Source organism: Curtobacterium sp. PhB191 (assembly GCF_004346515.1).
GTDB lineage: Bacteria > Actinomycetota > Actinomycetes > Actinomycetales > Microbacteriaceae > Curtobacterium.
In genome coordinates this window covers 228,664-247,329 of sequence record NZ_SMBV01000005.1, presented here as the reverse complement: position 1 = coordinate 247,329, position 18,666 = coordinate 228,664, and the positions used below count along the sequence as shown (strand labels likewise).

The following is an 18,666-nucleotide window of genomic DNA, read 5'->3' as shown; positions in this document are numbered from 1 at the left end:
GGGTGGGGCGGGCCTCCCGGCCTGTGGAGGGACGACGCGACCGCAACGAACGACGTCCTCGATGTCGCACGACATCGACGGTGTCGTTCCGAGTCGAGGCGACTCCCGACCCGCCCACGCCCCGACCGCCCCGCCCCGCGCCGACACCCGCACCCGGTTATGACCACATCCACCACGAGGAGTACAGTCGGGGCCGCTCCGGACCACGCAACGCCGCACGGACGGCGAACGAGCCGACCGCCGGGGCACCGTGCCCACAGCAGCACGGCCGGCAGAACCCAGGAGCATCGTGTCCAACACAGCCACCGGGCACGGCGAGGACCGTGCGTTCAAGGGGAAGGTCACCGCGTTCGCCATCGCAGCAGCGGTGGGCGGTTTCCTCTTCGGCTTCGACTCGTCGGTCATCAACGGCGCCGTCGAGGCCATCAAGGGCGAGTTCGGCCTGTCCGAGGCGGCGAGCGGCTTCGCCGTCGCGTCCGCGCTCATCGGCTGTGCATTCGGCGCCTACTTCGCTGGTCGACTCGCTGACCGCTGGGGTCGCACCCGGGTGATGTTCTGGGCCGCGGTGCTGTTCCTGGTGAGCTCGATCGGCTCCGGCTTCGCGTTCGCCACGTGGGACTTCGTCCTGTGGCGTCTCGTCGGCGGCCTCGGCATCGGTACGGCATCGGTGATCGCGCCGGCGTACATCTCCGAGGTGTCGCCGAAGGCGATCCGCGGGCGCCTGGCCTCGTTCCAGCAGCTCGCGATCACGCTCGGTATCTTCGCCGCGCTGCTCTCCGACCAGTTCTTCGCCGTCACGGCAGGCAGCGCGTCCGCCGAGGTCTTCGGCCTGCCGGCCTGGCGCTGGATGTTCCTGGTCGGCGTGATCCCGTCGGTGGTCTACGGCATCCTGGCGATCACGCTGCCGGAGTCGCCGCGGTACCTGCTCGCCAAGGGGCGGACGGAGGACGCCCGTGCGGTCATGACGAAGATCGTCCCGCGCGACACGGTGAACACGAGCCTGGAGGAGATCCAGGACGGCATCAAGAAGGAAGCCAACGAGAAGAAGGGCTCCATCCGGGGCAACCGCTTCGGCCTGCAGCCCATCGTCTGGGTCGGCATCATCCTGGCCGTGCTGCAGCAGTTCGTCGGCATCAACGTGATCTTCTACTACTCGACGACGCTCTGGCAGGCGGTCGGGTTCAAGGAGAGCGACTCGTTCCTCATCTCGACAATCACGTCGGTGGTCAACGTCGCGGTCACGTTCATCGCGATCTTCCTGGTCGACAAGGTCGGTCGGAAGCCGCTGCTCGTCACCGGTTCCGCCGGCATGTTCGTGTCGCTGGCGATGGTCGCGATCGCGTTCTCGCAGTCGACGATCGTGGACGGCAACCCGAGCCTGCCCGGCTCGTGGGGTGTCATCGCCCTCATCTTCGCGAACCTGTTCGTCGTGTCGTTCGGTGCGACGTGGGGTCCGCTCATGTGGGTGCTGCTCGGCGAGATGTTCCCGAACCGCATCCGCGCCACGGCGCTCGGCATCGGCTCGGCCGCCAACTGGGTCGCGAACTTCATCGTCACGATCACCTTCCCGGTGCTGTCCGGCTTCAACCTGACGGTCACGTACGGCATCTACGCGCTGTTCGCGCTGATCTCGTTCTTCTTCGTCATCGCGAAGATCCCGGAGACCAAGGGTCGCTCGCTCGAGGAGATGGGCATCTCCGCCGAGGGCGACACGGTGAACGCGAAGGCGTGATCAGTCGCGTCTGAGACACCCAGAACACCGGACAGGAGGCCCGGATCACGTCAGCCGGTCGGCGCGCGTGATCCGGGCCTCCTGTCTGCTAGCATTTCTCCAGCAGTGCGCTGATGCGCGCTGACTTCGCGTGTCCACAGGGTCGTCAACGGTTCGCCGTCTCCGACCCGGCACCCGACCACCGGTCCCGCTCTCACGAGCGGGCGGTCGCGTGCCAGGACACCAGGGATCACGACCTCCGGTCGTGCTCGACACAACCGCAACAGGGGCACAGCACAGCTGCGCTCCGAGAACACAGAAGGAGGACGGCACATGGCCGTCGTCACCATCCGCCAGCTGCTCGACAGCGGCGTCCACTTCGGACACCAGACCCGTCGGTGGAACCCGAAGGTGAAGCGCTTCATCCTCGCCGAGCGCTCGGGCATCCACATCATCGACCTGCAGCAGTCGCTGGCCTTCATCGACCGCGCGTACGACTTCGTCAAGGAGACGGTCGCGCACGGTGGCACGATCCTCTTCGTGGGCACCAAGAAGCAGGCGCAGGGCTCCATCGCCGAGCAGGCGACCCGCGTCGGCCAGCCGTACGTCAACCAGCGTTGGCTCGGCGGTCTGCTCACGAACTTCCAGACGGTCTCCAAGCGCCTCGCGCGCATGAAGGAGCTCGAGGAGATCGACTTCGACGACACGACGAAGGGCTTCACCAAGAAGGAGCTCCTCATCAAGAAGCGCGAGCTGGACAAGCTCCACAAGACCCTCGGTGGTATCCGCAACCTCACGCGGACCCCGAGCGCGCTCTGGATCGTCGACACCAAGAAGGAGCACCTCGCCGTCGACGAGGCGCAGAAGCTCGGTATCCCGATCATCGGCATCCTCGACACCAACTGCGACCCCGACGAGATCACGTACCCGATCCCGGGCAACGACGACGCGATCCGCTCCGTCGGTCTCCTCACCCGCATCGTCGCCGACGCCGCGGCCGAGGGCCTGAAGACCCGCCACAACGGTGGCGACGACGAAGAGGCCGCAGAGCCCCTCGCCGAGTGGGAGCAGGAGCTCCTCGGTGGCGACGCCGCGACGCCGTCCGCCGACGCCGCTCCTGAGGGTGCGACCGTCGAGGAGAACAACGCTGACGCGCAGGTCGCCGCGAAGGAGATCGGCGAGCCGATCGCCGACGACGCGAAGAACGCGGAGCCGACGGCCGAGGCCGAGGCAGCCGCGGAGACCACCCCCGCCGAGTGACCTGTCGCAGGCGCCGGACCCGATCGGGTCCGGCGCCTGCGTCACCACTCTCCACACACGTACCGTCCAGAAAGGACAGTCAATGGCAAACTTCACCGCTGCTGACGTGAAGAAGCTCCGCGAGGACCTCGGCGCCGGCATGATGGACGCGAAGAACGCGCTCGTCGAGGCCGACGGCGACTACGACAAGGCCGTCGAGCTGCTCCGCATCAAGGGTGCGAAGGCCGTCGCCAAGCGCGACGACCGTGCCACCTCCGAGGGCGTCGTCGTCGCGAGCTCCGAGAACGGCGCCGCCACGGTCGTCGAGCTCGCGAGCGAGACCGACTTCGTCGCGAAGAACGAGAAGTTCACGACGCTGGCCGACAAGGTGCTCGGGGCCGTCGCGGCCGCCGGTGCAGCTGACGTCGCCGCCGCGAACGCCGCCCCCGTCGACGGCAAGACCGTCCTCGAGGTCGTCAACGAGTCGGCCGCCGCACTGGGCGAGAAGCTCGAGGTCCGCACGGTCCGCCGTGTCGAGGGCTCGGCCTTCGAGATCTACCTGCACAAGACCAGCCAGGACCTGCCGCCGCAGATCGCCGTCGTCATCGCGTACGAGGGTGACAACGCTGCCGAGGCCCGCTCGATCGCCCAGCACGTCGCGTTCGCGAACCCGACGTACCTGACCCGCGACGAGGTCCCGGCCGACGAGATCGCCAAGGAGCGTGCGACCGTCGAGGCGATCACGCGCGAGGAGGGCAAGCCCGAGGCTGCGCTCCCGAAGATCGTCGAGGGTCGGGTGAACGCCTACATCAAGCAGGTGTCGCTCCTCGACCAGGACTACGCGAAGGACAACAAGATCTCCGTCGCGAAGGCCGCCGAGAACGCCGGCATCACGATCCAGGGCTTCGCCCGCGTCAAGGTCGGCGCGTAACGAACCCGTGACGGGGTCAGGAACCAACCAGGTTCCTGGCCCCGTTTTTCGCGCCTCCGGGCGCGACACACACGCGACACATCCGCGAGTACATTTCCACGAGACCACGACGAAGGGTGCGATCAGATGACCGACGAGAAGACCGGACGACGCCGCGTACTGCTGAAGCTGTCGGGAGAGGCCTTCGGGGCCGGATCGCTCGGCGTGAACCCCGACGTGATCGGGGCCATCGCCAAGGAGATCGCCGTCGCCGCGCGCGAGGTCGAGATCGCGATCGTCGTCGGCGGGGGCAACTTCTTCCGCGGCGCCGAGCTCTCGCAGCGCGGGATGGACCGCGGCCGTGCCGACTACATGGGCATGCTCGGCACCGTGATGAACGCGCTGGCGCTGCAGGACTTCCTCGAGCAGGCCGGGGCCGCCACGCGCGTGCAGTCGGCCATCGCGATGACCCAGGTCGCCGAGCCGTACATCCCGCGGCGCGCCGAGCGGCACCTCGAGAAGGGCCGCGTCGTCATCTTCGGCGCCGGCGCCGGTCTGCCGTACTTCTCAACCGACACGGTGGCCGCGCAGCGAGCACTCGAGATCAAGGCCGACGAGGTCCTCGTCGCGAAGAACGGTGTCGACGGCGTGTACACGGCGGACCCGAAGAAGGACGCCACGGCCGAGAAGCTGCACCACGTGACCTACCAGGACGCGCTCCTGAAGGGTCTGAAGGTCGTCGACGCCACCGCGTTCTCGCTCTGCATGGACAACGGCATGCCGATGCACGTCTTCGGCATGGAGGGCGACGGCAACGTCCAGGCCGCCATCCGTGGCGAGCGCATCGGCACCGTGGTCAGCAACTGACCCGCACCGCTGACTAGACTCGACGCCAGTACCGAAGGAGTAACACCGTGATCAGTGATGTCCTGACCGAAGCCACCGAGAAGATGGCGAAGGCTGTCGAGGTCGCCAAGGACGACTTCTCGACCGTCCGCACCGGCCGCATCAACGCGGCGCTCTTCCAGAAGATCCCGGTCGAGTACTACGGCACGCCGACGCCGCTCGCGCAGCTCGCGTCGCTGCAGACGCCCGAGGCCCGCACGCTCATCGTGACGCCGTACGACAAGACGGCGCTCAAGGAGATCGAGCGCGCCATCGCGACGTTCCCGAACCTCGGCGCCAGCCCGACGAACGACGGCGACATCGTCCGCGTGACGATCCCGGAGCTCACCAAGGACCGCCGCAAGGAGTTCGTCAAGCTCGTGCGGACGAAGGGCGAGGACCACAAGGTCGTCATCCGGAACATCCGCCGCAAGGCCAAGGACGACCTCGACGCGCTCAAGGGTGAGATCTCGGACGACGAGATCTCGCGCGGCGACAAGGACCTCGAGGCCCTGACGAAGAAGCACGTCGACCAGATCGACGAGTCGCTGAAGAAGAAGGAAGCCGAACTCCTCGAGGTCTGATGCGCCGCCCGGACCAGGGCGGTGAACGCCCCACAGCAGAGCACGGACCCGACCACACCGGGCCCGTGAAGAAGGGGCTCCGCCAGGACTTCGATGCGCGTGCCCGAGCGGCCCGCACCGACTTCGAGGCGCAGCTCCGGCAGCGCAAGGCCGACTTCGGTGCGCGCAACGAGGCCCTGACGGCGCGCACCGGGCGCAACCTGCCGGCGGCGATCGGCATCGCGCTCGCGTTCGCCGTCGTCATGCTCGGCACGCTCCTCATCTGGCCACCGTCGTTCATGGTCGTGGCGGCGTTCCTGCTCGGCGTGGGCGTCTACGAGCTCACGAGCGCCATGCGCTTCGCGGGCCGGGACGTCCCGCGGATCCCGAGCGTCGCCGTCGCGATCGCGATCGTGCCGGCGGCGTTCCTGCTCGGGCAGGTCGCGGCACTCTTCACACTGCTCGGTGGCATCGTCCTGATCAGCCTCTGGCGTCTGATCGAGGTCGCGCTCTCGCGGCAGAAGCCGTCGGCCGGCGACGTGTTCCGCGACGTCACGAACGGCCTGTTCGTGCAGGCGTACATCTCGCTGCTCGGCGCCTGTGTCGTCCTGCTCTCCGCGCAGTCAGAGGGCAACCTGTGGGTGATCGGCTTCATCCTGGTCGTCGTCGCTGTCGACACCGGTGCCTACGCCACCGGGTTGAACCTCGGCAAGCACCCGATGGCGCCGCGGATCAGCCCGAAGAAGACGTGGGAGGGCTTCGCCGGATCGGTCGCCGCGAGCATCATCGTCGGCATCCTGGTCGCCTGGCTCATGCTCGGCCTGCCGTGGTGGACCGGCGTCGTGCTCGGCGTGCTGATCTCCGGGTCCGCGACCCTGGGCGACCTCACCGAGTCGATGATCAAGCGCGACCTCGGCATCAAGGACATCTCGTCCTTCCTGCCCGGGCACGGCGGACTGCTCGACCGCATCGACAGCATCCTGCCGTCGGCCGCCGTCGCCTACGTGCTGTACCTGATCGTCAACCACTGACCGACCTCGATCGACCTCGTCGGCCCACCCTGAGCGCTGCCCTCAGCGCGTCCAGGTTGTGCCACGGGTCGGGACTGGCAGAATGACGCCGTGGCCACCACCTTCCCGACCGCAGCCCGCTCCGCCCTCGGATACGACGTCGACGAAGTCGAGCGTTTCCTCGAGGACGCCCGTCGTGCGTACTCCGCCGACGACAGCGCCCCCGGCATCGAGGCTGCGAAGATCCGCGCCACCGCGTTCTCGATGCGCAAGGGCGGCTACTCCACCTCGCACGTCGACGCAGCGCTGGAGCGCCTCGAGGACGCCTTCGCGGCCCGGGAGCGCGAGCGGGAGATCGGCGATGCCGGGCAGAAGGCCTGGTACGCCGAAGCCCGCACGAAGGCCTCCGACGTCGTGGCCCGCCTCGAGCGCCCGGACGGACAGCGGTTCAACCGGGTGAGCGTGCTCGGCACCGGCTACCACCCGAAGGACGTCGACGCGTTCGCGGCCCGCCTCGGTGGCTACTTCCGCGAGGGCAAGCCGCTGAGCCTCACCGAGGTGCGGTCGATCGTGTTCCGCCCGAAGCACGGCGGCTACCGCGAGGGCCAGGTGGACGCGCTGCTCGACGCCGTCGTCGAGGTCATGCTCGCCGTCCGCTGACGACGCGCTGCACCCAGGTGCTTCGCTTTCCGTGATCGTTCCGTTACCCTGGTCCTACTCATGGGCAGGCACACGGCAGACCACAGCTCCGACCGCGATCCCCGCGAGCACCTCAGCCTCCAGGCTTCGGGTGAGCGCCGCGCGGCACTGAACCGAACCCGTACGGCGGACACCTCGGTGCTCCAGGCGAACCCGCAGGTCCTGCCGGAGACCGGTCCCGTCGCGACGCCGAAGTCCGTCGCAGCGAACCGCGTGTCCGACGAACGCATCGCCGCGTTCGCGCACGAGGCCCCCGCGGCCCGGGTGGACCCGCGTGCCGCGAAGCAACGCACCGCGACGGCGCAGCAGCCGAGCCGTGGCGCAGCCGCCGCGGTCAACGCCTTCGCACGGAAGCGTTCCTCGGTTCCGGCGTTCTCGTTCGTCGGGGTCTTCCTCTTCGTCGGGGCGTCGCTCTTCAACCCGCTCCAGGCCGACGTCGCGCAGGCCGCGGTCGACACCCCGGTGCTCGTGAAGACGCCGCAGGCCCCACAGCAGTACACCGCGCACGGCACCTACGGCGACGCCGCTGCCGACCGTGACGGCTACGGCGTGACCGTGCCGGCGCCCAAGGTCGTCAAGCCCGTCGTCGAGGAAGAAGCCGACGACGCCACGACCGACGAGACGACCGACGCTGCCGAGACCGAGACCGAGAGCGTCTCCGCCGCGAACACGCTGGCCGCCGTGGCCGCGACGCCCGACGCGGGCAGCGCACAGGCCATCGCCCTGCAGCTCGTCACGGCCCGGGGCTGGGGAACCGACCAGTACAACTGCCTCGTCTCGCTGTGGAACAAGGAGTCCGGCTGGCGGGTGAACGCCTACAACCCCAGCGGTGCGTACGGCATCCCGCAGGCGCTCCCGGGCAGCAAGATGGCGACCGCCGGTGCCGACTGGCAGACGAACCCCGCGACGCAGATCACGTGGGGTCTCAACTACATCGCCGGTGTCTACGGCACTCCCTGCGGCGCCTGGGGCCACAGCCAGGCGAACAACTGGTACTGATCGGCAGTTGGGGTGCCGCGCAGCAACCGGCCGCGGCGTCCCCGTGGTCGCGACGTCGAGCCTGACGAGGACACCGGCCTCGATCGGCTGATGAGCTCGTGGAAGCGCACCGAGGTGCGTCGCGGGCGGGAGTACCTCGTCCAGCCCGTCTCCGCGGCCTCGGCACAAAAGGAGTACGTCTGCCCCGGGTGCGGCGGTACGGTCCTGCCCGGCACCGCACACGTGGTGGTCTGGCGTTCCGACGGGGTCCTCGGCGACGCTGCCGACCTGGCATCACGCCGACACTGGCACAACCACTGCTGGAGCATTGCATGAGCGAGCACACCGAGCCCGACGGCGAGATCCGCTCCGCCACGCAGCTGCCCGCTCGCCGCACCGACGTCGAGCTCGTCACCGACGACCACCTCACCCTGGTCGGGGAGCTCGCCGAACCGGAGTCGTGCCCGGCACGGGGCACCGTCGTGACGCTGCACCCGCTGCCGACCGCGCACGGCTTCATGGACTCGCACGTGCTCAAGAAGGCCGCCGCACGTCTGCCGGCCCTGGCGGACATCGCGGTCCTGCGCTTCAACTTCCGGTCGGTGACGTCACCACGCGGCACGTCCGAGGGCGTGTTCGGCGAGGGTGTCTCCGAGGGCTTCGACCTGCGAGCCGCCGTCGCCGAGGTGGTCGACCGTGGTCTGCCGACGCCGTGGTTGGTCGGATGGTCCTTCGGTACCGAGGTGATCCTCAAGCACGCACTGGAACACGTCGAGGCCGGCACAGTGGCGGGCGTGGTCCTGCTCTCGCCGCCGCTGCACCGCACCACGGAGGACGAGCTCGTGCGCTGGGCAGCCGTGGACGTCCCGGTGGTGGCCCTCGTGCCCGAGCACGACGACTTCCTGCAGCCCGACGAAGCGATCGCCCGGTTCGCCGTCGCCCCGAACGTCCGGGTCGTCCCGATCGAGGGCGCGAAGCACCTGTGGGTGGGGGAGCGCTACGTCCGGATCGTCCTCGACGCCGTCGCCGACCTCGTCGTGCCGGGCAGCGCGCCGCTGCCGACGCACTGGCCGGTCTGACGGCACTCGCCGGTCTGACGCACGGTGCGTGCCCACCTCGGTGCGGTGGGCCGACCGGGAGGCGCGACCCGCGCCTCCTGGTCGGCTCGCGTCAGCGTTCGGTCGCGTCCACTGCGTCGTCGGCCGCTCCGGGCGCGGTACCGGGTGCGGTCCCCAGCAGGCCGGTCGCGTGCGTGAGCACGCCGCGCAGGTTCTCCAGGTAGCCCGCCACGGCCTCGCGCTCGGTGCGGATCGCCGACAGTCGGTCCTCGGCCTCGGCGGTGATGGCAGCCGTCCGCTCCTCGGCATCGGAGACCATGCGGTGCACGCGGTCCTGGGCATCGGCGACGATGGTGCGGGCGTGCTCCTGCGCGTCGGCGGTGCTGGTGCGCTCGAGGTCGTCGGCTTCCTGCTGGAGCCGCTCGGCTCGCTCGCGGGCCTCGGTGGCACGGCGCGTGGCCTCGGCGAGCTGCAGGTTCGCCTCGTCGAGGTACTTCTGCGTCTCGGTGACGGTCTCGTGGTGCTTCTGCAGGTAGTCCTGCTCGGCGTCGTCCCGGCGTGAGGCGAGCTCGGACTCGAGCGTCGTGCGGGCCTCGTCACGCTCGCGGGCGACCTCGGCACGGGCCTCGTCACGTTCCTTCGCCAGGTCCGCGCGGGCGGTGTCGATCTCCTGACGGAGGGCGGTGCGCTCGGACTCGAGGGTGTCGAGTTCGGCGGAGCGACGGTCGGCGATCTCGGTGTCGACCTCGGCGTGCTCGCGCTCGCGGCGGGCGGCGAGCGCGTTCTCGTGCTCGCGGTCCGCGCGTTCGGCGGCGGCGTCGGCCTCGGCGCGCTCCCGCTCGATGCGGGTGTCGTGCTCCTCGAGCTCGCGTGCGATGCGGTCGGCGGTCTCCTGCACGAGCCGCTCGTTCTCGACGCGCGTCTGTTCCTCGTCGACGCGCAGCTGCGCACGCGACGCCTCGGCCTCCTGTGCCAGGGCGGTGCGCGCCGAGGCGAGCTCCCGGTCCCACTCGGCACGGGCTGCAGCGAGTTCCTCGTCCACGACCCGGCGGCGGTCGGCGAACTCGCCGTCGATCTCGGCGCGACGTCGGTCGACCTCGGCCTGCAGCTCGGCGCGGCCGGTCTCGATCGCCAGGGCGTGCGCCTGCTGCTGCTCGTCGCGCTCCCGGTGCCACGCAGCACGCCCCTCGGCGACCTCGCGCTCGAGCGCCTGACGGCGGGTGGACTCCTCGTGGTCGAGGTCCTCGACCCGGCGGGCGTGGTCGGCCTCGAACACCGAGCGGCGGTGCTCGGTCTCGCGGTCGAGGTCGGCCGCGGCGGTGCGGGAGTCGGCCGACTCGCGCAGGGCGATCTCGCGCAGCTCGGCGACCTCGTGCTCGACCTGGGCGCGCAGGGCGTTCGTCTCACGGATGGCGACGGAGCGGACCTCTGCGGCCTCGGTCACCGCGGCACCCCGGATGGCCGCGGCCTCGTTGCGGGCGTCCTGGGTCAGCAGGCCGGCTTCGGCACGGGCACGCTCGACGGTGTCGGCGGCCTCGGCACGAGCACGGGTGAGTTCGTTGGTGGAGCGGGTGCGCGCGTCCTCGAGGGTGTCGCGGGCTTCTTCCTGTGCCTCGCGCACGGTGCGGTCGGCCTCGGCCCGGCTCGACGCCCGCAGGCGCTGTGCGTCGATGTCCGCCTGGCTGATGAGACGGGTGGACTGCTCCTCCGCCACGCGCAGGGTCGACTCGAGTCGCGTGCCCAGGCCGCTGTAGGTGGGGGTGCCGGCCTCGTCGAGTTCGCCCTGGAGCTCGGAGACGCGGGACTGCAGGAGACGGATCTCCTTCGCGGCGTCGGCACGGTCGGTGTTCGACTTGATGAGCTCACGGCGCAGGTCGTTCAGTGAGCGGTCGACGTCGTCGCGGCGGTACCCGCGCAGCTCGGTCCCGAACTCTGCCTCGTCGTTCGCCACGTGTCGCTCCTGGGTGCTCGGCGGAGGGCCCGATCCGGCCCGCGGTCGAGTGTAGTGGTGGCCCGACGGGGTCGTCTGAGTCCGACGACAGCCCGGATGGATGCGCTGCTCAGCCATGCTCGCTATCCTGAGTCGCTGATTCGCGCGCCGACATCCCCACCCCGGCGCGGTAGGGAGAGTGTTCGTGCGATTCGTCCTGGCGATCGTCAGTTTCGTCATCGGCCTGCTGCTCGTCGCGTTGGCGGTCGGACAGCGGACCGTGTTCGCTCCGCCGTCCTCGCTCGTCGCGGACAGCTCGACCACCAGCTCTGCTCCGGTCACCGTGATCCCCGGGTCGACGCTCAACGCGAACCCCGGCTACCAGCGCATCAACGTGTCCGGCTCCGGCAAGGTCTTCGCGGCGTACGGCAAGACGGCCGACGTCGACGCGTGGGTCGGTGACGCCGAGCACACCACGCTCCGGTTCGACGCCGAGAGCGCGAAGCTGGTGGGCAAGACCACCGGCTCCGAGGCGTCCGTCCCGTCGCCGAAGGGCAGTGACCTCTGGTATCAGGAGTACGACGGCTCCGGGCAGTTCACGGTCCGTCTGCCGCAGGACGTCTCGGTCCTCATCGTCAGCGACGGCACCGCCGCCGCCCCGAGCGACGTCTCGGTCACCTGGCCGAAGGACACCGCGACGCCGTCCGTCGGCCCCCTGCTGGTCGCCGGTGGCGTCTTCGCACTCGGCGGCATCGTGCTGCTGGTCCTGGCGTTCCTGCACCAGCGCCGCGGTCGTGGGCCGCGTCGTCGCAGCGGTGGCACCCGACCGCCGCGCGTGCGGGCCTCGCGCCGTGCCGCCGCGGCCGGTGCACAGGTCCCGACGCGGGGCCGCCGTGGATCGCGCGCGTTCATCGCGGTCCCCGTGGTGCTCGTCGGCACGCTCGCACTGGCCGGCTGCTCCTCCGACTACTGGCCGCAGGGCGGGGATCCCTCGCTCGCGACCCCGACCCCCACGGCCAGCGCGACCGGCGCGGCGGAGACCACCGAGCCCACGGCGGCGACCAAGCAGCAGATCACCCGGGTCGTCGAGCGGATCGCCACGGTGGCGAAGCAGTCCGACGGCGCCCGTGACCGTGACCTGGCGAAGACCCGCTTCACCGGTGCCGCGCTCGACCTGCGCCTGGCGAACTACTCCATCCGCGGCAAGGACTCCGACGCCAAGGCACCGCCGGCGATCTCGGCCGGTCAGGTGTGCGTCGCGTTGCCCCAGCAGACCGACACGTGGCCGCGCACGGTGTTCGTGATCGTCGCCGAGGACTGCGACGCCAAGTCGGCACCGCAGGCCCTGACGCTCGTGCAGGACACCGCGCGCGACCCGTACAAGGTCGCCTACGACGTCTCGCTCGAGGCCGACGCCAAGATCCCGAGCCTCGCCCCGACGTCGATCGGTGCGGCGCTCCTGGCCCCGCAGTCGAAGCTCCTCGCGATCGCCCCGGACCAGGTCGCGACCGCCTACGGCGACATCCTGTCCAAGGACTCGAAGAGCGAGTACGCCGACCTGTTCGCCACCGAGGGTGACGGCCTCCGCACCACCATCGGCAAGGCGTACAAGGACAAGAAGGCGAAGTCCCTGCCGGACACGGCGAAGATCGAGTACTCGTCCGAGGCCCCGGAGGACTCCGCCGTCGCGATCGCGACCGACGACGCCGGCGCGCTCGTCTCCGCCGACCTCAACGAGATCGAGAAGGTGACCCCGACCGCCTCCGGCGCCGAGGTCAACACCGAGGGTGCCGTCAAGGCACTGTCCGGGGTCGACACGAGCAAGAAGGGCATCAGCGCCACGTACGGCGTCCAGCTGCTCTTCTACGTGCCGCCGGTCGCCTCGGATGACAAAGTGGTCCTGCTCGGGTTCACGCAGGGCCTGACCGCAGCGAGTGAGGTGCAATGAGCAACATCCCCCCGACCCCGTCCGGGCTCCGCGGAGCCGTGGACCTGTCGTCCCTCGTCGACCGCGCACAGCGGCCGCCCCAGCCGCCCGCCGGTGCTCCGGCGCAGGCGGGAAGCCCGACCGGTGCAGCAGCGCCGGGCACCGAGACCGGCGGCGACCTGACCGTCCCGTCGCTCGTGCTCGACGTCACCGACGACACGTTCCAGGACGTCCTGGAGCTGTCGTCCGTGGTGCCGGTCATCGTCGACATCTGGGCCGAGTGGTGCGGGCCGTGCAAGCAGCTCTCGCCGATCCTCGAGCAGCTGACCGCCGAGTACGGCGGGCGCGTGCTGCTCGCCAAGGTGGACGCCGACACGAACCCCCAGCTCGTGCAGGCGTTCCAGGCGCAGTCGATCCCGACCGTGGCCGCGCTGATCGGCGGACGCCCGCTCGGGCTCTTCGTCGGCGCGCTGCCCGAGGCGCAGGTCCGCGACGTCTACGAGCAGGTCCTCCAGGCAGCCGAGCAGAACGGCGTCTCCGGTCGCGTCACCGTGGACGGTGCCGCTCCGCCCGAGGACACCGCCGAGCAGGGTGAGCCGGAGCCGGAAGCACTGCCGCCGCACCACCAGGCTGCGTACGACGCGATCGAGCAGGGCGACTACGCCACGGCGATCACCGAGTACAAGACCGCGATCCTGCAGGACCCGCACGACCAGATGGCCGTCGCGGGGCTCGCGCAGGTGTCGCTCCTGGACCGGTTGAACGGCCACACCGCGGACGACATCCGTGCCGCTGCCGGTGCGGGTCCGAAGGACGTCCAGGCGCAGCTCGCGGTCGCCGACCTCGACATCTCCGGTGGCCACGTCGAGGACGCCTTCGGGCGCCTGCTCGACCTGGTGCCGACGGTGTTCGGCGAGGACCGTGAGGCTCTGCGCGTCCGCCTGGTCGAGTACTTCGAGCTCATCGGGACCGACGACCCGCGCGTGGTCGCGGCCCGCCGTCGCCTGGCGAGCGCGCTGTACTAAGACGCACGCAACGAACGGACGGGAGGCCCGTGGCGGATCCGCCACGGGCCTCCCGTCCGTCTGCGGCCGCGTCCAGGACGCGGGCCACAGCTAGCGCTCGAGCTTGAGCCAGACTGCGCCGAGCGGCGGTACCACGAGGTGCGCCGAGGCGGGGCGGCCGGCCCACGGGGTGTCCTCGGCGGTGACGACTCCGAGGTTGCCGACACCGGAGCCGCCGTACTCCGCGGCGTCGGTGTTGAGCACCTCGTGCCACTCGCCGGCGCTCGGCAGGCCGAACCGGCGTTCGACGGGCACGCCCGAGAAGTTCACGAACACCGCCAGCCGGTCGTCGCCGTCCTTGCGCAGGAACCCGAGCGTCGAGTGGGGTGCGTCGCCGCCCTCGATCCACTCGAAGCCGTCGGCCGTGCTGTCGTGCATCCAGAGCGCGGGCGTGTCCTTGTACACCCGGTTCAGGGCGGCGACGAGGTCCTGCACGCCGCGGTGCCCGGGCTGGTCGAGGAGCCACCAGTCGAGCCCCTTCGCCTCGGACCACTCTGCGGGCTGGGCGAACTCCTGCCCCATGAAGAGCAGCTGCTTGCCGGGGTGCGCCCACATGAACGCCAGGTAGGCCCGGACGTTCGCGAGCTTCTGCCACTCGTCGCCGGGCATCTTGCCGTAGAGGGACCCCTTGCCGTGCACGACCTCGTCGTGGCTGATCGGCAGGGTGAACTGCTCACTGAACGCGTACACGAGCGAGAACGTGATCTCGTCGTGGTGGTAGCTGCGGTACGCGGGGTCGCGCTGCACGTACTCGAGCGAGTCGTGCATCCAGCCCATGTTCCACTTCTGGCCGAACCCGAGCCCACCGGCGCTCGTCGGCTGGGTCACGCCGGGCCACGAGGTGCTCTCCTCGGCGATCATCACGATGCCCGGGTAGCGCTTGTACGCGGTGGCGTTCGTCTCCTGCAGGAACGCGACGGCGTCCAGGTTCTCGCGGCCGCCGTGGATGTTCGGCAGCCAGTCGGTCCGGGAGTAGTCGAGGTACAGGATCGAGGCGACGGCGTCGACGCGCAGGCCGTCGATATGGAACTCCTCGAGCCAGTACAGGGCGTTGGCGACCAGGAAGTTCCGGACCTGCGGCTGCCCGAAGTCGAACACGTAGGTGCCCCAGTCGAGCTGCTCGCCGCGGCGGGGGTCCGGGTGCTCGAACAGCGCGTGGCCGTCGAAGCGTCCGAGTGCCCACTCGTCCTTCGGGAAGTGTCCGGGCACCCAGTCCATGATCACGCCGATGCCGGCCGAGTGCAGCCGGTCGATCAGGTACCGCAGGTCGTCGGGGGAGCCGTACCGCGCGGTCGGCGCGTAGTACCCGGTGACCTGGTAGCCCCACGAGCCGCCGAACGGGTGCTCGGCGAGCGGCAGGAACTCCACGTGCGTGAAGCCCGTGTACTGCACGTGCCCGATGAGCTGGTCGGCGACCTCGCGGTAGGACAGCCCGGGGCGCCACGAGCCGAGGTGGACCTCGTAGACGCTCATCGGCGCATCGTGCGTGGTCGTCTCCGCGCGGCGTTCCATCCAGGCGCGGTCGCCCTCGGACCACGTGTAGCTCGACTCGGTGATGACCGAGGCGGTGGCCGGGGCGATCTCGGCCTCGCGGGCGAACGGGTCCGCGCGCTCGACCCAGCCGGAGTCGGTGAGGATCTGGAACTTGTACCGCTGCCCCGCGACGGCTCCGGGCCAGAACAGCTCCCAGACGCCGAGGTCGCTCAGGCGGCGCATCGCGGTGGTGCGGCCTTCCCAACCCTCGAAGTCGCCGATCACGCGGACGGCGGTGGCTCGGGGCGCCCACACGGAGAACGCGACGCCGTCGACGCCGTCGATCGTGCGGACGTGCGCACCGAGGTGGTGCCAGAGCTGCTCGTCGCGGCCCTCACCGAACAGGTGCAGGTCGAGCTCGCCGAGCGTCGGGGCGAACCGGTACGCGTCGTCGGTCGTCCAGGTGGCGTCGTCCTCTTCCGAGGACTCGTCGAAGTCGTAGTCGGCCTCGACCCGGTAGCGCCCGAGCTCCTCGGCGGTGGCACCGGCCCAGAGACCGTCGCCCTCGTGGGTCAGCTCGACGTCGTCGCCGTCGAGCCGGACGAGCCGGACCGCCTGCGCCAGGTGGCGCACCACGCGCACGCTCGTGCCACCGTCGACGGCGTGCGGGCCGAGGACGTCGTGGGGCTGGGACCAGCGGCCCTCGGCGACCTGTTGGCGCAGCCACTGTTCGACCGGAGCCGGGCGCGGGCCCGTGCTGTCGGCGGTGGCGGGCTCGGGAGCCGGCGGCGTCGGGAGGGCGGTCGACGGCGCAACGGTGGACGGGCCTCCGGTCGGAGCGCCCGAGGACGCGACGGCGTCGACGGACGGTACCCGCGGGTGCGTCGCGTCGGCGGGGTGCCCCGCCAGCGTGGCGGACTCGGCGACCCCGCGGTCGGGCGCCTCGCGCGGTGCAGCGGGAGCGCCGGGAAGGTCCTCGTCGGGGGCGGAGACCCGCGGCTCGTAGCGCGGCTCCGGCTTCGCGTCGGACGGCGTCCGCGCGGGCACGGGCGGCGGCGGGGGCGGGACCGGCGGCACGGCGGGGCCCTGGCGCGACGGCGGGGTCGGCTGGGTTGCGGTCGGGTCGTTCGTCATCGGTGCAGTCCTTCCACGACGAGCAGGTGCACGGGTTCCTGGAACGCGTCCAGGCGGACGTAGTTCGACGCGCCCCAGACCCAGCGCTGCCCGGTCACGACGTCACGGACGTCGAACCGGCTGTCGGCCGGCAGGCCGAGCGCAGCGAGGTCCAGGTGCACGGTGGTCTCACGCGCCGAGTGCGGGTCGACGTTCGCGACGACGATCACGGTGTCGGCGTGTCCGGAGCGGATGAACTCACCGGACAGGTGCTTCGAGTACACGACGGTCGCCGGGTCGTCGGCGGCGTGCACGTGCAGGTTCCGCAGCTGGCGGAGGGCGGGGTGCGCGGCACGGAGCCGGTTGAGCATCGTCACGTACGGGGCGAGCGACGCGCCCTCGGCCTCGGCCAGGGCGAAGTCACGCGGCTTGTACTCGTACTTCTCGTTGTCGATGTTCTCTTCCGAGCCCGGTCGGGCGACGTCCTCGAACAGCTCGTACCCGGAGTACATGCCCCACGTCGGGGCGCCCGTCGCAGCGAGCGCGGCACGCACCTTGTAGCCGGCGCGACCGCCGAACTGCAGGTACTCGGTGAGGATGTCCGGGGTGTTCACGAACAGGTTCGGGCGCAGGTAGTCGCTCGTCTCGTGCGACAGCTCCTCGAAGTAGGACTCGATCTCTTCCTTCGTGTTCCGCCACGTGAAGTACGAGTACGACTGCTGGAACCCGACCTCGGCGAGGGCACGCATCATCGCCGGACGGGTGAACGCCTCGGCCAGGAACACGGTGTCCGGGTGCTCGTCGCGGACTTCGCGGATGACGCGCTCCCAGAACCAGAGCGGCTTGGTGTGCGGGTTGTCGACCCGGAAGATCCGGATGCCGAAGTCGATCCAGTGCCGCAGGACGCGCAGGACCTCGGCGACCAGGCCCTCGGGGTCGGAGTCGAACTGGATCGGGTAGATGTCCTGGTAGCGCTTCGGCGGGTTCTCGGCCGTGGCGATCGAGCCGTCGGCGCGCTGCGTGAACCAGTTCGGGTGCTCGGTGACCCAGGGGTGGTCGGGGGAGCACTGCAGCGCGAAGTCGAGCGCTACTTCCATGCCGGTGTTCTTCGCGGTCTCGACGAAGTCGCGGAAGTCGTCCTCGGACCCGAGGTCGGGGTGGATCGCGTCGTGCCCGCCCTCGGGGGAGCCGATCGCCCAGGGGCTGCCGGGGTCGTGCGGCCCCGGCGTGAGCGTGTTGTTCGGCCCCTTGCGCGCGGTCGTGCCGATCGGGTGGATCGGCGGCAGGTAGACGACGTCGAAGCCCATCCGGGCGACGGCGGGCAGACGGCGAGCCGAGGTCCGGAAGTCGCCGCTCTTCCACGAGCCGTCCGGGTTCTTCTTCGCGCCTTCGCTGCGGGGGAAGAACTCGTACCAGGCACCGACGCCGGCGCGGGTGCGTTCGACGTCGAGCAGCTGCGTCGGGGAGTGCGTCCGGAGCGAGGTGAGCGGGGCTTCCTCGACCTCGGCCACGATGCGCGGGTCGTCGACGGCGGCCAGGCGCTCGGCCGGGTCGAGGTCGGTGTCGCGCACCTTCGCTGCCGCACGGGTGGCGGCGGGGGAGTCGGTCTCGTCGGCGAGGCGGTCGAGCAGCAGGGCGCCGTCGAGGAGCGTCGCCTCGGTGTCCACCCCGGCCGCGATCTTCAGCCGTGCGGCGTGCAGCCACGTGGCCCAGTCGTCGGAGTAGGACTCGACGTGCCAGGTCCAGACGCCGACGTGGTCGACCTGGACGGTCGCCTCGTACCGGTCGGTCCCGGGCGCGCCGAGGGCCAGGGGGACGGTCCTGGTGCCCCCGTCCGGGCGTTCGAGGACGAGGTCGGCGCCGATGATGCCGTGTCCTTCTCGGAAGACGGTCGCACCGAACGTGATCACCTCGCCGTCGAACGCCTTGCCGGGGAACCCGTTCGGCGTCCTCGGGGCGAGCTCGGTGATCGGGATGCGCCCGATCTTCGGTCGGCGGGGTCGGTCTGCGGTGGCCACGGAGCCGACGCTACCCGGCGAGCGCCTCCGCGTTCCCCGGAATCCGCCCCCTGTGGACGGTCGGGCGCGCCGTGGACCTGTGGAGGAA

General features: G+C 70.5%; 15 protein-coding genes. 12 read left to right on the top strand and 3 right to left on the bottom strand.

Features of this window, described 5'->3' with window-relative positions; all coding sequences use genetic code 11:
* The first annotated feature begins 289 nt into the window (after positions 1-289).
* From EDF48_RS10455 to EDF48_RS10410, 10 genes are all read left to right on the top strand, one after another.
* Positions 290-1,732, top strand: a complete 1,443-nt coding sequence (locus EDF48_RS10455) for a sugar porter family MFS transporter (protein ID WP_243650030.1) — start codon at positions 290-292, stop codon at positions 1,730-1,732.
* Positions 1,733-2,044: 312 nt separating this feature from the next.
* Entirely contained in the window at positions 2,045-2,971 is a 927-nt protein-coding gene (rpsB, locus tag EDF48_RS10450) for a 30S ribosomal protein S2 (protein ID WP_111086086.1), read from the top strand.
* An 82-nt stretch (positions 2,972-3,053) separates the two neighbouring features.
* A complete protein-coding gene (gene tsf / locus EDF48_RS10445) occupies positions 3,054-3,881 on the top strand; it encodes a translation elongation factor Ts (protein WP_111086087.1) in 828 nt (275 codons plus the stop codon).
* A gap of 126 nt (positions 3,882-4,007) precedes the next feature.
* Complete coding sequence (gene pyrH / locus EDF48_RS10440; RefSeq protein WP_111086088.1) at positions 4,008-4,727, top strand: UMP kinase; 720 nt, start codon at positions 4,008-4,010, stop codon at positions 4,725-4,727.
* A gap of 47 nt (positions 4,728-4,774) precedes the next feature.
* Positions 4,775-5,329 carry a ribosome recycling factor gene (frr, locus tag EDF48_RS10435; protein WP_111086089.1) on the top strand — a complete coding sequence of 185 codons (555 nt, stop codon included), beginning with the start codon at positions 4,775-4,777 and terminating at the stop codon, positions 5,327-5,329.
* Positions 5,330-5,394: 65 nt separating this feature from the next.
* On the top strand, positions 5,395-6,339 hold the full coding sequence (locus EDF48_RS10430; RefSeq protein ID WP_131879806.1) for a phosphatidate cytidylyltransferase: 945 nt from the start codon (positions 5,395-5,397) through the stop codon (positions 6,337-6,339).
* Positions 6,340-6,429: 90 nt separating this feature from the next.
* Entirely contained in the window at positions 6,430-6,978 is a 549-nt protein-coding gene (locus EDF48_RS10425) for a DivIVA domain-containing protein (RefSeq protein WP_111086090.1), read from the top strand.
* 60 nt (positions 6,979-7,038) lie between these two features.
* Entirely contained in the window at positions 7,039-8,016 is a 978-nt protein-coding gene (locus EDF48_RS19440; protein ID WP_243698085.1) for a lytic transglycosylase domain-containing protein, read from the top strand.
* A gap of 12 nt (positions 8,017-8,028) precedes the next feature.
* Positions 8,029-8,331 carry a hypothetical protein gene (locus EDF48_RS10415; RefSeq protein WP_235035894.1) on the top strand — a complete coding sequence of 101 codons (303 nt, stop codon included), beginning with the start codon at positions 8,029-8,031 and terminating at the stop codon, positions 8,329-8,331.
* Entirely contained in the window at positions 8,328-9,074 is a 747-nt protein-coding gene (locus EDF48_RS10410; RefSeq protein WP_131879804.1) for an alpha/beta family hydrolase, read from the top strand. Before EDF48_RS10415 ends, EDF48_RS10410 begins: the two co-directional genes overlap by 4 nt.
* Positions 9,075-9,165: 91 nt before the next feature.
* Here EDF48_RS10410 and EDF48_RS10405 read toward each other — a convergent pair whose 3' ends face one another.
* Positions 9,166-11,004, bottom strand: coding sequence for a hypothetical protein (locus EDF48_RS10405; RefSeq protein WP_131879802.1), 1,839 nt, complete (start codon positions 11,002-11,004; stop codon positions 9,166-9,168).
* A gap of 184 nt (positions 11,005-11,188) precedes the next feature.
* Between EDF48_RS10405 and EDF48_RS10400 the strand changes: the two genes are divergently transcribed.
* Positions 11,189-12,931: a hypothetical protein gene (locus tag EDF48_RS10400; RefSeq protein ID WP_131846412.1), complete on the top strand. Its 1,743-nt coding sequence runs from the start codon at positions 11,189-11,191 to the stop codon at positions 12,929-12,931.
* On the top strand, positions 12,928-13,935 hold the full coding sequence (locus EDF48_RS10395) for a tetratricopeptide repeat protein (protein ID WP_131879800.1): 1,008 nt from the start codon (positions 12,928-12,930) through the stop codon (positions 13,933-13,935). Before EDF48_RS10400 ends, EDF48_RS10395 begins: the two co-directional genes overlap by 4 nt.
* A 90-nt stretch (positions 13,936-14,025) precedes the next feature.
* On the opposite strand, the gene glgB is transcribed toward EDF48_RS10395, so the two are convergent.
* Together glgB and EDF48_RS10385 are read right to left on the bottom strand one after the other, a co-directional pair.
* Positions 14,026-16,581: a 1,4-alpha-glucan branching protein GlgB gene (glgB, locus tag EDF48_RS10390; protein WP_207913248.1), complete on the bottom strand. Its 2,556-nt coding sequence runs from the start codon at positions 16,579-16,581 to the stop codon at positions 14,026-14,028.
* Positions 16,578-18,578 (bottom strand): alpha-1,4-glucan--maltose-1-phosphate maltosyltransferase, encoded by a 2,001-nt coding sequence (locus tag EDF48_RS10385; RefSeq protein WP_173168709.1) that lies wholly within the window; start codon positions 18,576-18,578, stop codon positions 16,578-16,580. Before EDF48_RS10385 ends, glgB begins: the two co-directional genes overlap by 4 nt.
* Between the last annotated feature and the right edge of the window lie 88 nt (positions 18,579-18,666).